General features: G+C 46.7%; 14 protein-coding genes and 1 pseudogene. 7 read left to right on the forward strand and 8 right to left on the reverse strand.

Features of this window, described 5'->3' with window-relative positions; translation table 11 throughout:
* Nucleotides 1–9 precede the first annotated feature (9 nt).
* Nucleotides 10–981, reverse strand: a complete 972-nt coding sequence (locus KTG12_RS04260; RefSeq protein ID WP_005637175.1) for a discoidin domain-containing protein — start codon at nucleotides 979–981, stop codon at nucleotides 10–12.
* Between KTG12_RS04260 and KTG12_RS22235 the strand changes: the two are divergent.
* Nucleotides 925–1134 (forward strand): annotated as a pseudogene (locus KTG12_RS22235) (AraC family ligand binding domain-containing protein); the annotation flags it as partial. The gene KTG12_RS04260 and the pseudogene KTG12_RS22235 overlap by 57 nt on opposite strands.
* Before the next feature lie 222 nt (nucleotides 1135–1356).
* Nucleotides 1357–1671: a helix-turn-helix transcriptional regulator gene (locus tag KTG12_RS21670; RefSeq protein ID WP_227226067.1), complete on the forward strand. Its 315-nt coding sequence runs from the start codon at nucleotides 1357–1359 to the stop codon at nucleotides 1669–1671.
* Between the two features lie 60 nt (nucleotides 1672–1731).
* Here KTG12_RS21670 and KTG12_RS04270 read toward each other — a convergent pair whose 3' ends face one another.
* The 7 genes from KTG12_RS04270 to KTG12_RS04300 form a co-directional block, all read right to left on the reverse strand.
* Nucleotides 1732–2925 carry a glycoside hydrolase family 97 catalytic domain-containing protein gene (locus KTG12_RS04270; protein ID WP_138272534.1) on the reverse strand — a complete coding sequence of 398 codons (1194 nt, stop codon included), beginning with the start codon at nucleotides 2923–2925 and terminating at the stop codon, nucleotides 1732–1734.
* A complete protein-coding gene (locus KTG12_RS04275) occupies nucleotides 2864–4864 on the reverse strand; it encodes a glycoside hydrolase family 97 protein (protein WP_022322190.1) in 2001 nt (666 codons plus the stop codon). Before KTG12_RS04275 ends, KTG12_RS04270 begins: the two co-directional genes overlap by 62 nt.
* Before the next feature lie 167 nt (nucleotides 4865–5031).
* Nucleotides 5032–6384, reverse strand: a complete 1353-nt coding sequence (locus KTG12_RS04280) for a TolC family protein (RefSeq protein WP_122298190.1) — start codon at nucleotides 6382–6384, stop codon at nucleotides 5032–5034.
* A 14-nt stretch (nucleotides 6385–6398) separates the two neighbouring features.
* Complete coding sequence (locus KTG12_RS04285; RefSeq protein WP_122298191.1) at nucleotides 6399–7520, reverse strand: efflux RND transporter periplasmic adaptor subunit; 1122 nt, start codon at nucleotides 7518–7520, stop codon at nucleotides 6399–6401.
* Nucleotides 7521–7599: 79 nt separating this feature from the next.
* A complete protein-coding gene (locus tag KTG12_RS04290) occupies nucleotides 7600–8862 on the reverse strand; it encodes an ABC transporter permease (RefSeq protein ID WP_122131830.1) in 1263 nt (420 codons plus the stop codon).
* A 30-nt stretch (nucleotides 8863–8892) separates the two neighbouring features.
* The gene (locus tag KTG12_RS04295) at nucleotides 8893–10158 is read right to left on the reverse strand and encodes an ABC transporter permease (protein ID WP_122205299.1); all 1266 of its coding nucleotides are present in this window, start codon (nucleotides 10156–10158) and stop codon (nucleotides 8893–8895) included.
* Complete coding sequence (locus tag KTG12_RS04300; RefSeq protein WP_022321819.1) at nucleotides 10151–10834, reverse strand: ABC transporter ATP-binding protein; 684 nt, start codon at nucleotides 10832–10834, stop codon at nucleotides 10151–10153. The genes KTG12_RS04295 and KTG12_RS04300 overlap by 8 nt, the downstream gene beginning before the upstream one ends.
* Before the next feature lie 358 nt (nucleotides 10835–11192).
* Between KTG12_RS04300 and purT the strand changes: the two genes are divergently transcribed.
* The 5 genes from purT to KTG12_RS04325 all read left to right on the forward strand — a co-directional run bounded on the left by purT (nucleotide 11193) and on the right by KTG12_RS04325 (nucleotide 15303).
* Nucleotides 11193–12374: a formate-dependent phosphoribosylglycinamide formyltransferase gene (gene purT, locus KTG12_RS04305; RefSeq protein ID WP_022321818.1), complete on the forward strand. Its 1182-nt coding sequence runs from the start codon at nucleotides 11193–11195 to the stop codon at nucleotides 12372–12374.
* Nucleotides 12375–12472: 98 nt separating this feature from the next.
* Nucleotides 12473–13195, forward strand: coding sequence for an MBL fold metallo-hydrolase (locus KTG12_RS04310; protein ID WP_022321817.1), 723 nt, complete (start codon nucleotides 12473–12475; stop codon nucleotides 13193–13195).
* Nucleotides 13196–13223: 28 nt separating this feature from the next.
* Entirely contained in the window at nucleotides 13224–13601 is a 378-nt protein-coding gene (locus KTG12_RS04315) for a VOC family protein (protein ID WP_022321816.1), read from the forward strand.
* 120 nt (nucleotides 13602–13721) lie between these two features.
* Nucleotides 13722–14684, forward strand: coding sequence for an ROK family protein (locus KTG12_RS04320; protein WP_005637207.1), 963 nt, complete (start codon nucleotides 13722–13724; stop codon nucleotides 14682–14684).
* Nucleotides 14685–14787: 103 nt separating this feature from the next.
* Entirely contained in the window at nucleotides 14788–15303 is a 516-nt protein-coding gene (locus KTG12_RS04325) for an NUDIX domain-containing protein (RefSeq protein ID WP_022321815.1), read from the forward strand.
* Nucleotides 15304–15312: the final 9 nt, after the last annotated feature.

A 15312-nucleotide genomic window follows, 5' to 3' on the forward strand; every position in this document is an offset into this window, starting at 1 on the left:
GTCTGTTGATTAACGGCAAACTTTTATCCGGGAAGTCCGAGTAATACCGTTCTCATTATAGGCATCTATCGTAAAGTAATAAGCAACCCCTTTATTCAGACTTCCGATTTCCAATGTATTTTCTCCCATCACCTGGAAATTATTATACAACTTGTCTCCGGCTATTCCGTAGCGGACAATATACCCCTGAGCATCCGGAACAGCCTCCCAACAAAGACGCGCCTTGCACGGATCGGCCTCATCCCTTTCCACCGTGAAATCATTTACGGCACGCGGAGTACTCCCCTGACCTTTTCCAAAAATTCTCAAATCGCGTACGGAAAAATTTTCCGACACCATATACTCCTTGTTTTGCAACTTGATATACCGGGCTTTGAACGGTTCTTCAAATTCGATATAATCATGAGGAGTGTCTGTTTTCTTTGTACCATAGTCCACCACCAAAGACCAATCTTCGCCATTTACCGAAGCGTAAATCAGATAGCTCTGGTAAACTCCGGAGACAGCACCTTTTTGATTAGCCCCGTATTCATCGAAATTCACCTGAATAGCATGGATAGACGAAAGCCGTTGCAAATCTACTTGTGCCCACTCCATGTCACGGTTCGATTGGGCGACCCAAGCTGTACGGGCGTCCTCATCCACTATATTTTCTGCCGGATAACCTTCCAGCGAAGAAGATACGCTCACTTTTTTTCCATACGAAAGCAACATCCACCCGGGTTGATATTCACCGGCGATCTGTTCCTTTCCTCCGGGCAGGAACATCGGGTAATCTCCTAAATAGGTGTTCGTAAACAAATAGCCGTCTTTATCAAAGCCGGACGGATAGAAAGAGACCCTGCGTTCAAACATATGCCGGACGGAAATTGAATTGGTCGCGGCTTTCCAATAGTTCTCACTACCGGCCGTAAAGATACAACCATGTCCCGCCCCTCCGATAAAACCGGTCGGTTTATAAGAAACCGGACTGTTCTCCATATAGGTAAAAGGCCCGGCGGGAGAAGTACCGTACAGAAAAATCAGTATATCATCGTACCTCCCCATGTCCCTTATTCATTTGAGGCGGACAGCCATGATCCTTGGACAATCTATTGGCTTCATTTCTGTGGTAAGCTAACCGAATCATTCCTTTCTCCCAACCCCGCTCCTCAAGAAATATTAGCAGACGAACATGTACGGCAACTCGTCCGCATCCGTCTATTCGAAGAGATATACAGTAGTTTTGCCAGAGGTTACATAAAAGAATATCTGGCTTATTCATCCATGTGCTTATATACGTTTCTCTCAACTTTCATTTTTCAGGAACAGTTCCGCCATATCGATCTTCCGACCCACAAAGAAAATTCATTCTCGATGCGAGTTATCTATTACTTACAAGAACACGTGGAAACCAATCTGACCTTAAAAGATTTAGCGGAATATTTCAAATATTCGGAATCTCACTTTTCCACCTTATTCCAGAAAGAAACGGGTACTTCCCCCATCAATTACTTTACACGCCTAAAAATACAGAAAGCCTGTCAGTATATCGAACTTACGGATATGAAACTGAACGAAATTGCGATGCGGCTCGGATTCGAGGAGCAGGCCTATTTCTCCCGTGTCTTTACCAAAGTTATGGGAATATCTCCTTCCTCTTATCGGAAAAAAGAAGCCGATAACAGATAAATAAAAAGAAAGCCGGAGAAGGAACATTCCCTCCGGCTTACCACGTGATTTGAAATAAATCTATTGGAAATTAAGAATCGAAAAATGCAGCACACATCCGCTATTCCCGACCAAATCAATGATAACCTCATTGCGGTTCTCCAACCTGATTTTCTTGGCATCGACGACATCCTTTTTCTCCTCGGAAGCCTGGTAATAGAGTGTGGCGGTATAGCCCTTTCTGTTTTTCAGAAAATCAATGGGTAAGGAGATTTGTTTTTTGTCTCCGGCATTCAACATGCTTACATACCAATCGGAACCCGAACGGCGGGCGACCACAGCATATTTTCCCATTTCTCCCTCCAGGAAGCGAGTTTCGTCCCATACGGTCGGAATAGAATTATAGAAACGGGTTGCAGCATCTGTTTTGATCACAGACTCGGCAGAGCCTGCACCACCGGCGCGTCTCGGTGATTTTTCGGGACGGTCATACCAATAGACAAACTGCCAGGGACTGTAAATAGCGACTAATTTAGCTAACTGGGCAGCACGTCCGCCCATCTTTTCCGTGACTCTTTCCGCAAAATAACAATTGGTATAGTCACCCGCTCCGCAGATCATGCGATTATATAATGTATAGATGGCCTGGTCCAGCGACGGACTTTCTTCGTCGCCACGGATACCTTCCTGAGTCAGTAAATTCGGATACGTGCGCGAATAGCCTGTCGAACGATACTCATCGTGGATATCAACCATCAATCCATATTTGGCGGCTTTGCGTACTGCCTGATGCAACCATGCCGTAGCGTATTGGTCGCCCACATTCACAAAACCATATTTTACACCTTTGATCCCCCATTTCTTATATAAAGGCAGAATTTCATCCAGTTGCTGATGCAGTGCCTTTTTATTCACATAAACCAGTATTCCAACTCCTTTTGAATTGGCATATTCTATTACTTTAGGCAAATCAAGCGGTCCTTTCGAACGGGCCGGATCAACCGTAACGGTGGTCGCATCCGATTTCACATCTTCTTCCGCCCCATACCAACCGGCATCAAACAGCACATAGGCTATATTGTTTTCTGCGGCAAAATCAATACTAGCCATACTGCCAGCCGTTGTCAATGTAACTTCACGAATTACCTGTCCGGGCTTGATCCAGCTAGTGTTCGCAATCTGATTAGGTTCGTTCAAGTTAAGAACGAAGTAATTATTTTCGACCAATTTTCCCGGAAGGGCTGACAAGCGGAAAAGCCGCTTGCTCACCAACACGCATGGACGGAGTTTTCTTAATAACAAGACACGCACCACCGCCCGGAGCCAACTTCAATGTCAGTTTATCATTGTTTGTCAGTTGCCGAGTCGTAACTTTCAAGCTTTCCCGGTTTGTCAGATAGTGGGCATCGTCGCCGTCTTCGATGACTTCAACAGTATATTTTCCTTTTTCCAAGAAAGAAAGAGGCAGATCTATCGTCCTTCCGGACTCATTCGTGGCCGCACCGACTAAGTAGGCATCCTCCGTTTCACGCATCATCACGATATACTCCCCGATTTCACCGGCCAGGGTACGGCTCTCTTTCCACGGCATCTTCTGGGCAGACAGGAAGTTCAACAAAGCCGGGTACTTCCGGTAGTATTCTGGAATATCCGGCAAAATAGTCACGCCAGAAAAAGCAATCAACGTACGGGCAGCTTCCGAAACCAGTGTGGAAGGAACCGGCTGACTCTCGTCCACACGTGTCGTATGCCCTTGGCGAAGGTCAAACATTCCGTTGTTCATATCGATCGGACCGGCAACCATATTGACGAAAACGGTCGTCACAAATGTTTTAGGCTCGAACACATGATGTCCGTCCAACTGGGCATGGCAATATTCGCGTGTCACAGCGTTCGGCCAAGTACGCATTTGTCCGTATGGATGAACCGGACCGTCATGGAAATCGACCAACAAGTGATTTTGAGCACAAAGCTCCGTGATCTTTTTCGTCCACCGGTTCTTTTCTTCTTGTGTTCCGCTCATAAAACCGTATTTAACCCCGGCTGCTCCCCAATCCCCATACTGTTTCAAGGTCTTTTCTATCGGATATTTCCGACCTCCGACATCATTCAGATAAAGCCAGATTCCGACACCTTTCTCTTTTCCATATTTCAACAGCCGTTGCACATCCTGCGCTTTTTCTCCTTTAACCGGATCGGAATCCGATTCGAATTCCGGTCCATACCAATTGGCATCCAACACCAGGTATTTGAAACCCTGCTCGGCAGCGAAATCGACCATTCGTACCCAGGAAGGATAAGACATCCCGTATGTAAATCCATCCCACACAGCTCCGTTGATACGCCAGTCCCAGACAGCCAACCCCGGTTTCACCCACGAAAAATCATAACGAGAGTCGGGATCCGGATTCAGCAACTCCAACAAATGGGAATCGGTCAACACGCCAGGTGTCGTCCCATACAAAACGACACGCCAGGCTGATGTATATCCCGGCGACAGACTGGTCGGCTTGGAAGCGACCGAAAAGAGCGATTCCCCCCCCTTAGATTGTAAAACAAGAGGTGCTCCTGTTTCCAGACAGGCTTCATGGATTGCCATATAATGTTTATCACCCGCCTTCACGGTCATCACCGGCAAACGGGTTCCATCTGTTTCCGTCAACTTTTCGGGTCCTATATTATGATTTTCGCCATTATAGAACCATGCCGTATAATCTCCTGCAAAGTTATAGGCCGTCAATTCGGACTGCACATTTACACACGGTCCTTTTCCATCCGGTATTTTATAACAGAATGCAAAGCCGTCATTATATCCACGGACAACCAACTGCATCCGCTCCGGTTGTCCGGCCGGATTCACCAAATCGATCACCAATTCATTAAAATGATCTTCAACCACAGCCCGTTTACCCCAGAGCGGTTTCCATTCATCCCGTACTTTCCGGTCGGATACTTTCTCTATTTTCCAACCGGAAGAAGGAACCGTCTCCTGTGATTCCAATTTGAAACCCAGCGGAGATTCTTTGATCAATATTTCTCTATTAGCTGCAAAAGTGTAGGTCAGCAAACCGTCGTTATGTCGCTGAATAGCCATCTTCAACTTTTTGTCGGGAGAGAAAACCTGATAAAGTTTGGGAAGATATTGGGCCCAAACGCTGTCCCCCTCCAGCCAAACGAATAGCAGCAAAACTAATGTCACAAATCTTGCATTCATAATATGTTTTTCTAGGTATTAATATTAGATCCACTCCATTAAACGATTATACTTTCATAGTCCTTGAATTGTAAATCATAATCTCTCGGACAAATATAAGAACAAAAAGAAGGTTTCCATCACAGAGACCTTCTTTTTCTTAAACAAATGTGTCTAACCTAAATATGTTATAGTGTTATTGGTGTGCCGTTATAGAAGTCCAAGATTTTGGTGCGGAAAATGAAGTCATACTTGGCCTGAGCCTGTTCGGACAAGCTCTGGGCATACTTCGTTTTGGCTTCGCTGTATTCAAAAACCGTACTCTTACCGGCGGCATAACGGTCTTCGGCATAAGAGAAAGCCTCCTTGCTAGCGAGGACAGATTTGTCGGATGCGGTATATTTCTCCTGGGCAGCAGTCGCATTGTAGTAGGCTTGCTGGATTTCTTTATACAACACCTTCTTCGTATTCTCCATCATCAACTCCCGGTTCCGGATATTGATACGGGCGGAGCGGACACTGTTACGAACCTGAAAGCGGTTGAACAGCGGGATACTCAAGCTGAACCCGATCGTTCTACGTCCGTTGTTTTTCAGCTGATCGCCAAAAGGAAGGTTCGTATATTCGCCATCACCGGAATAATGGTAATAGCCGTTGCTGTAGCTGGCGCCGAAATTCAATTTCGGATAATAACCTGCCCGAGCCACTTTCAGCATTTTCTTCTGGCTTTCCAAGAGAAATTCCTGCTCCTTGATCTGCGGCTTGAAAGCGACAGCATGATCATAGACATTGTCCGGTGGAAGGATGCTGCCCATATACTGTTCAACCGCATCTTCTATTTCAGGGACTACGATATCGAAATTTTCACCGTCGCGTTCCAGTTCGAGGCTTTGCGTCAAGTCGAGCAATGCCAGTTTCACATTGTTACGCGCTTCGGTCAGCGAGACTTCGTCCTTCGCTAGCTGCGCTTTCATATCGTATAACTGGGAAAGGGGAACCTTCCCGTTCTTTACCAATGCTTCGGTTTTCACGACCTGCTCATTGCTCAGCGCAACCTGCAACTCGGCAATCTTTTGGACTTCCTTATTATACAAAACCTGCAAATAGTAGGAAGCAACATTAATCGACAAGTCTTCCTTCGCCTTATTCAACGTTTCGACAGCCGCTTTCAAGTCCAGCTTGCGGGCAGCGATATCGTTGGGAATACGCAAGCCGTCGAATATCGGCATGCTCAAAGAGACAGATGCCGAAGTATTAGCCGAGTTCTGATCCACAATCACACCTGATTTGGAAGGAGAACGTCCAAAGTCGAAGTTCTGTCCGATATTGGCATTCAGATCGGGCAACCAACTGAATTTGCTGGTGTTCAATTCCACTTTCCGGCTTTCCTGGTCCTGCTCTCTCTGCTTCAGTTCGATGTTATGTTCGATCGCATAGCGGATACATTCTTCCAGAGACCATTGTTTGGCAGGTTCCTGTCCCCGAGCCAAAGAACCGGAAAGAAATAAAGCCGTAGCGATTATTAATCGTTTTCTCATCATTTTACTGTTTACAATTATTTCTTATTCGGATTGACAATCGCCCCGCGTACCTTTTCGTTTTCGGCGAGACCTTCCTTTATCTCGATCTTAATGCCATCGGACAAGCCTACTTTGACAGCCCGTTTCTCAAACACTTGTTCTGGCTTTTCCGCTTTTACTACTTGTACGAAAGTAGAATCACCGCTAAACTCGACACAGCTTTCGGGTACGGACAATACATTCTCCGCACGCTTCAACACAATCTCGGCGTTGGCACTGTAGCCGGCACGGATAAAGGCATCGCCTGGCATATGTACGGCTGCCTTCACCTCAAACAGCACAGCCCCGTTCTCTTCCACTCCCTTAGGAGCCACATACTCCAGTTCAGCATCGAACGTGCGGCTTTCCATAGCGCCAACCGTCAATTTGATCGGCATCCCTTCATGGATACGGCCGACTTCCGTCTCGTCTACTTTCCCCCTAAAGATCATATTGCTCATATCGGCAACAGTAGCGATCGTCGTACCGTCGTTGAAAGTATTCGATTGGATCACCGAGTTACCGACCTTGATAGGCACATCCAAGATCATACCGGTGATAGTAGAACGAACCTGTGTCGTACTGGAAGCGGCAGACCGTTTAGAGATACCTTCACGGATAATCTCAAGAGCATCCTGAGCGTTCTCTGCCTCTTCCTGCGCCTTTTTATAGTTGGCAAGAGATGTTTCGTAATCTTCTTTGGAGATAACCCCCTGTTTATGCAACTCTTTATCCCGCTTGAAGGTAGCACTGATCTGTTCGAGGTTGATCTTCGCCACCCGTACACGCGATTCGGCACTATTCAACTGAACCATTTCAGGAATAACCTTGATACGAGCAATGATCTCCCCTTCTTTCACCATCTGTCCAGCTTCTTTCAGCAATTCGGAGATGATACCCGACATTTGTGGTTTGATAAGGACTTCATCACGAGGTTCGACCTTTCCGGTCGCCACGGTCTTCGTCTCAATCGTGTCACGTGCAGGGGTAACCAACTCATAGAGGGTAATGACAGGTTGCGCTTTCTTCCACAAGAAATAGAAAGTGCCGACAACAGCAACTCCCACAAATACCAAAAAGATGATCCGCAGGACTTTTTTTACGATACGATTCTTCATAACTATACTTTTTTATTAATTGACAATGGAAATATTTATGATTTATACGTAGACACAAATTATAAATCATAAATCCAATTCACTCTTCCCTGATAGCATCTATCGCCTTGATCTGCATGGCACGCCAGGCCGGGATCAACCCGGCAAGGAGACCGCTGAACAGCAGAATTACGGTAGCTGCCACCGCTGTCCCGATATGGATTTCGGGATTGGAAAAAAACGTGTCGTTAGACACATCTCCGCCGCTTGCCATCGCATTGTTCACCACATCGAGCAGGAATACCCCCACGCTAAGCCCGATCAACCCGGCAAGGGATGTCAACAGCAGGCTCTCACTCATGATCTGCGATATAATATCGAAAGGCTTCGCACCGATCGCACGGCGCACTCCGATCTCGCGTGTCCGCTCCCGAACTGTCACCATCATAATATTACTAACCCCAATAATACCAGCCAGCAGAGTTCCGATACCGACAAGCCAAACCAGAATATTAATACCGGTGAACAACATATCGAATGTTTCGAACTGTTTGGCTATCGTAAAGCTGCTGATAGCATGTTCGTCCGTCGGGGAAATTTCGTTCTGCGAACGCAGGACCGTCTTTATGTCTTCCACCATCTTATCACAGGAATAACCGTCGTCGGCCGTCGCACAGAGGAACCAGAACTTGTCTCCCTGGTTGGAAGCCTGCTGGAGCGTCTTAAACGGAATCATTACGCTTTCCTCCGTACGCCCGCCAATCTGGGCACGGGGCTTCGGCTTGATCACACCGACTACCTGGTAATAGATACCATTCACCCGTATGTACTGTCCGATCGGATCTTCATCCGGGGCAAAAAGGACTTCGCGCACGATATTACCGATCAGGCACACCTTACGCTTTTCGATCATGTCGATTTCATTTAACAAGCGTCCCGCCAAGATATGCTGCGTTTCGATATTGAAATATTCAGAATAGACGCCACGCACGTTATATGTACCAGCTTTCTGTCCTCTCACTACATTATTCTGTCCGCCCCATTGCATAATCATCGGCGAAAGATAGCGCACTCCTTTCACACGCTGGCGGATCGTCTCCAAGTCGCGGTTGCGCATCTGCCAGTAACGCCCTTTCTTATACCCTTTGTAGGGTTCGCCGGTCCGTTCGGAAAAGAAGAATGCGGAGTTCGTCGAAAAACCGTCGACGTTCTTCAACACGCCATTCTTAAAACCGTTGCCGGAACCCAACAGGATCACCAGCATCAGGATGCCCCAGAACACACCGAAGCCGGTCAGCAGGCTACGGGTTTTATTACGGGTGATCGTCACCCATATTTCCACCCAGCGATCTATATCAAATATGAACATAATCTTTCTATTTTCAATTACCAATTATTCATTGCGCATGGCCTCGATCGCCGTGATCTTGACCGCCTTGCGGGCAGGGAAATAGCCGGCCAGCACGCCTGCCCCGATGATCAGGGCCGTAGCGGACAACACCACACTGAGGTTCACCGTCGGATTCAGGAAGATGCTCATGTCATCCTGCGAAACATTCTTTCCGGCATTCATCATCTCCATAACCGAATTGATTCCTTCTGTCAGCCCGATCCCTAAGATCATGCCCAAATAACCGAACACTGCCGTGATCAGGATCGATTCGACAATGATCAGTTTCAGGATGGAGAACGGAGTCGCCCCTATCGCCTTCCGGATGCCGAACTCCCTCGTCCGCTCACGTACCGTTATCAGCATGATGTTGCTCACGCCTACGATCCCGGCAGTCAGTGTCCCGATGCCGATCACCCAGATAAAGAGGGCGATACCGTTCAGCATCCCGTTCAGCATCATGAAGTTTTCGAGCGTGCTCCACATACCGATCGCCCGCCGGTCTTCGGGGTCGAACTTATGCCGCGCTCCCATCTGCTGGCGGAAACGTTTCTCGAAAGCGTCAAATTCTTCCTGCGTGGAAATACCTTTCACCGTAAAGATAATCTCATCCAGTCCGTAGCCAGCGTTATACAAGGTCTGCGCCGTACTGAAAGGGATATAGGCCGGCGCGTTGTTGTCGTTGTCCTCCGCCTTATAGACACCGATAACCTGGTATGCGACACTTCCGGCATTCACATATTTGCCCAACGGGTCCTCGCCTTTGAAAAGGACTTCTTTCATGCGGGGGCTCAGGACAATCACCTTCCTTTTTTCCTTCACATCTATATCATTGATAAAACGGCCGTTCCCAACCGTCATTTCGATATTGTCGATCACCGCCTTCGAAGGGTGCACTCCGTTCAGGGAATAGGCGTTATATTCGTCTCCGTAGGAAAGCGTATCGCTCCGGCTGATACTCGCCGTGATCAAATCCACTTCGGGATTTTCGCGAGGGATGGCAATCAGATCTTCATCTTTGTATTCGATCCTCCGGTTCATCTGCATTCCCTTGTACGGCTTGCTCGTGTAGCGCGGCCATGTCTCCACCCGATTCAGGCTAAAGTTGCGAAAGTTCGACATGATCCCGTTCTTCATCCCGTTTCCTGCCCCCAAGAGGACAATCAACATGAAAATCCCCCATGCTACGGAAAAGCCGGTCAGGAAGGTACGGAGTTTATTCTTTTGGATCGTACTCCATATTTCTCGGAAATTATCAAAGTCAAACATGTCCCAATCCTTTTTCTATTGTTTCTATCAGACCGTCTTTCACGCGGATAATGCGGTCGGTTGCCTCAGCCACGGAAGGTTCGTGCGTCACGATCACCATCGTCAGCCCTTCGAGGTTTACTTTCCGGAGCAGCTCCATCACCTCAACCGTCGTCTTACTGTCCAACGCTCCGGTCGGTTCATCCGCCAAGATCACCTGCGGTTTGGCAATCAGGGCGCGGGCAATGGCAACACGCTGTTTCTGTCCACCGGACATTTCGTTCGGCATATGCTCCGCCCAGTCCTTCAGCCCGACCATATCCAGATATTCCAATGCCATAGCGTTTCGCTTCTTGCGACTTACTCCTTGGTAGTACAGGGGCAAGGCTACGTTCTCCACCGCATTTTTGAATGAAATCAGGTTAAAGGATTGGAAGATAAAACCGATCATCCGGTTACGCAGTTCCGCCGCACGGGTTTCGCTCAGATTGCGGATCAACTGCCCGTTCAGGGTATAAATGCCCGTATCGTATGTATCCAATATTCCCAAGATATTCAGCAATGTGGATTTCCCCGATCCCGACGCCCCCATAATAGACACCATCTCTCCCTTCTCTATATCCAAGTCTATGCCTTTCAAAACATGTAGCGGCGCACCGTTAAAATACGTTTTGTTAATTCCTTCCAGATGAATCATTATATTTGTTGTTACTTTTATCTATTAGACGAACATTTTGCAAAATCGTTACATAAATAGAAAAATATTTTGTCATTAACTGCCACAAATATATGCTTTACCAAGATACCTTGTATCACAAGGTACTTATATTTAACCCAAATTAACCTCACATAGGTATATATTTCTTTGTAGAAAACGACATTTACATCTGCATGGAAACCTAATCAGATTTGCATCTATTTTATTTTCTACAATGTCGAAAACAGATTACACTTGTATCCATTCGGAAATCCCCTATTGAGAACCACTTGTCAATTGCCAATATTACTGTACCTTTGCACCTATGAACAAAAGAAATATAATACATTCAATAAATATGGTAACAATAGGAACACCGAAGTCGGCTACCGCAACGAAAGTTTTGCTCTGCGGTTCTGGCGAATTAGGCAAAGAATTTGTAATTGAATTACAGCGTTATGGAGTGGAAGTAATCGCTTTGGACAAATATGCAGATGCTCCGGCCATGCAAGTCGCCCACCGTTCGTATGTCGTATCGATGTTGGACGGAGACGCTTTGCGCGAGATTGTAGAAAAAGAAAAACCAGATTATATCGTTCCCGAAGTGGAGGCCATCGCAACACAGACGTTGATGGAACTGGAAAAAGAAGGATTCCATGTCATCCCGACAGCCCGTGCCACCTGGTTGACTATGAATCGCGAAGGCATCCGCCGTCTGGCTGCCGAGGAATTGGGTTTGCCGACCTCTCCTTATCGTTTTGCCGAGACAGAAGAAGAATTTATCGAGGCTGTCAAAGTTATCGGAATGCCATGTGTCGTCAAGCCGATCATGAGCTCGAGCGGACACGGACAAAGCATTATCCGTAAAGAAGAAGATATCGACCGCTCCTGGCACTATGCACAGGAAGGCGGACGTGCCGGTGCCGGAAAAGTGATCGTGGAAGGGTTTGTCGATTTCGATTACGAAATCACCCTGTTGACCGTCCGTCATATTGGAGGCACATCATTCCTAGAACCGGTCGGACACGTACAGGTTGACGGCGACTATCGTGAATCCTGGCAACCACAGGCAATGAACCCGGTTGCCAAAGAAAAGGCACGCGAAATTGCAGGCAAAATCACGGAGGCGCTCGGCGGCCGCGGTATTTTCGGGGTCGAATTGTTTGTTAAGGGCGAAGATGTCATTTTCAGCGAAGTCTCTCCCCGTCCGCATGACACAGGAATGGTCACAATGATCACGCAGGATCTTTCGCAGTTCGCTTTGCATGCCCGTGCTATATTAGGCCTACCGATCCCGAACATAGCTTTTCACGGTGCAGGCGCTTCGCGTGCTGTTGTGGTCGAAGGGGACAGCAACCAACTTTCATTAGGCAACCTGGATAAGGTCTTGGAACAGCCGGACACCCAAATGCGCTTCTTCGGTAAACCGGAAGTCCGCGGACATCGCCGTATGGCAGTGCTGCTGGCACGCGGATTGGATGTGGCCGATGCACGCCGAAAGACAGGGGTGATGATGGAGCAACTGGAAATAAAGTTGTAATATCGTAATCAGCATTGACCGGACGCAAACGAACGCTGATTTGCACAACAAGAATGCGACCTTCCGTGTTTTGTTTATAAAAAGAAAGGAAAATATACATGAGACTTACTTATATCTACCATAGTGGTTTTGCTATCGAGGCAGACGAATTTGCCATTTTGATCGATTATTATAAAGACACAGGGAGGTCACCGGAAAAAGGTTTCGTGCATGAGAAACTATTGAATCGTGCGGGTACATTATATATATTGTCATCCCATTTCCATCCGGATCATTTCAATCCGGAGGTTTTGAGATGGAAAACATACAAAAAAGATATCGTCTATCTTTTCGGCAAAGATATTTTGAAAAGGAACCGGGCAGGGAAAGAAGATGCAATCTATCTCAAAAAAGAAGATTCTTATGAAGATCATAACCTGTGGATCAAGGCATTCGGATCAACAGACTCCGGCATATCCTTCCTGATCGAAGCCGAAGGGAAACGCCTTTTCCATGCCGGCGACCTAAATAACTGGCACTGGAAAGACGAATCGACTCCCGAAGAAGTCGCAGAAGCAGAACAAAATTATCTGAAAGAATTAGGTGATTTGGCAAAGGCGACCGACAAGCTAGATGCTACCATGTTTCCGGTCGATCCGCGTATCGGGACCGACTTCATGCGCGGTGCACAACAGTTTGTAGATCATATCAAAACCAATATCTTTGTACCGATGCATTTTTGGGATCGTCCGGCGGAGGTGGTTGCTTTCAGACCTTACGCGGAATCGCGTGGTTGCCGGTATGCGTTGATATCCGTTCCGGGAGAAGGGACAGACATTTGAAAATGGAAAATAAAAAAATAGAGAGAAAATGGAAATAAAGAGCAGATTTGATCATTTTAATATCAATGTCCTGGATCTGGACAGAAGTATTGCGTTTTATGGAAAAGCGCTTGGTTTGAAAGAACACCACCGCAAGGAAGCGACAGACGGTTCGTTCACCTTGGTTTATCTGACAGACAACGAGACAGGATTTCTGTTGGAACTGACCAGGCTTCGCGACCGGAAAGAAGTATACGAATTAGGAGACAATGAAAGCCATCTCTGTTTCCGTGTAGCCGGCGATTATGACAAGGTACGCGAATATCACCGAGAACTCGGATACATCTGTTTCGAAAATAACGAGATGGGCTTGTATTTCATCAATGATCCAGACGATTATTGGATTGAAATTTTACCTGCTAAATAACATATCGGGTAACATATTCACGTCCATTTCGGTTTTTTTTGAATAAAATCATTGTACCTTACCAGATTCCTCTTATATTTGCTTTCCAGAAAAAGCATTATTAATCTAAAATATAAAATCATGGAGAAGCCTTATGTAGTAGGTATCGATATAGGTGGTACCAATACTGTTTTTGGCGTAGTAGATGCAAGAGGAACGATCTTGTACAGTAGTTCAATTAAAACCGGAAAGTATACTGATGTCGACGATTATGTCAGCGAACTTGCAAATGGCCTGAAATTAGTGATCGACCAGGCAGGCGGTGTAGATAAAATAAAAGGTATAGGTGTAGGAGCTCCGAACGGTAACTTCTTTAACGGTTGTATCGAATTTGCACCAAACCTTCCTTGGAAAGGTAAAATTCCTTTGGCTCAGTTAATCAGCGAAAAGGTGGGTGGTGTGCCCGTGGCATTGACAAATGATGCGAATGCAGCTGCTATCGGTGAAATGACGTATGGTGCTGCCCGCGGTATGAAAGACTTTATCGTGATCACATTAGGTACAGGTGTCGGGAGCGGCATCGTAATCGGCGGTAACCTGGTTTACGGGCATGATGGATTTGCAGGCGAGCTAGGTCACGTGATCATGCGTCGTAATAACGGACGTCCTTGTGGTTGTGGTCGTCAAGGTTGTTTGGAAGCATATGCTTCTGCTACAGGAGTTGCCCGTACGGCACGCGAATTTCTGGAAATCCGTAAGGATGACAGCTTGCTTCGCGAATTGGATCCGGACGAAATCACATCCAAAGACGTGTATGACGCAGCAATGAAGAATGACAAGCTGGCTTTGGAAATCTTCGAATTCACAGGTAACATCCTGGGTGAAGCATTCGCTGATTTCGTTGCATTCTCCAGCCCAGAAGCGATCATCCTGTTCGGAGGCCTAACTAAAGCCGGAGATCTGATTATGAATCCGATCAAACGTTCAATGGAAAAGAACATGTTGAAAGTGTTCGAAGGCAAGACAAAATTATTATTCTCCCAATTGAAAGAAAGCGATGCAGCCGTATTGGGCGCAAGCGCACTGGGTTGGGAAGTGAAGTAATAAAAACACAAAGCTATTTCAGGCACGGATTTCGCGGATTGCACAGTTTGTTAGAACAGTGAAATCCGTGTAATCCGTGCCTGACTATTAAATATAAAATATCATGTCCCATCCTTTACATCAATTTACGTATTGTCCGAAATGCGGAGCCAGGACATTTGTGGAACGCAACGAGAAAGCCAAACAATGCACAACTTGTGGGTTCGTCTATTATTTCAATCCTTCCTCGGCTGTCGCCTGCTTCATCCGCAATTCAAAAGGAGAACTGCTGTTGGTACGTCGTGCCAAAGAACCCGCCAAAGGGACACTCGACTTGCCGGGAGGCTTTGTCGATATGTATGAATCAGCCGAAGATGCAGCCCACCGGGAAGTGAAAGAGGAAACGGGACTTGACATCGTCGGCTGCCGTTATCTCTTTTCCATTCCCAATCTTTATCCCTATTCCGGCTTCGAGGTACATACGGTCGATATGTTCTTCGAATGTCTGACCGAATCCTTCGACGGAGCAAAAGCTGAAGACGATGCAGCCGAGATTATTATTCTGCCAGCCAACCAGTTGAATCCGGACGATTTCGGATTGCAATCTATCAAAAAAGCAGTAGACCGCTATATAAAGTAATATATTTCT

This window comes from Parabacteroides sp. MSK.9.14 (assembly GCF_019041495.1).
Lineage (GTDB): Bacteria > Bacteroidota > Bacteroidia > Bacteroidales > Tannerellaceae > Parabacteroides > Parabacteroides merdae.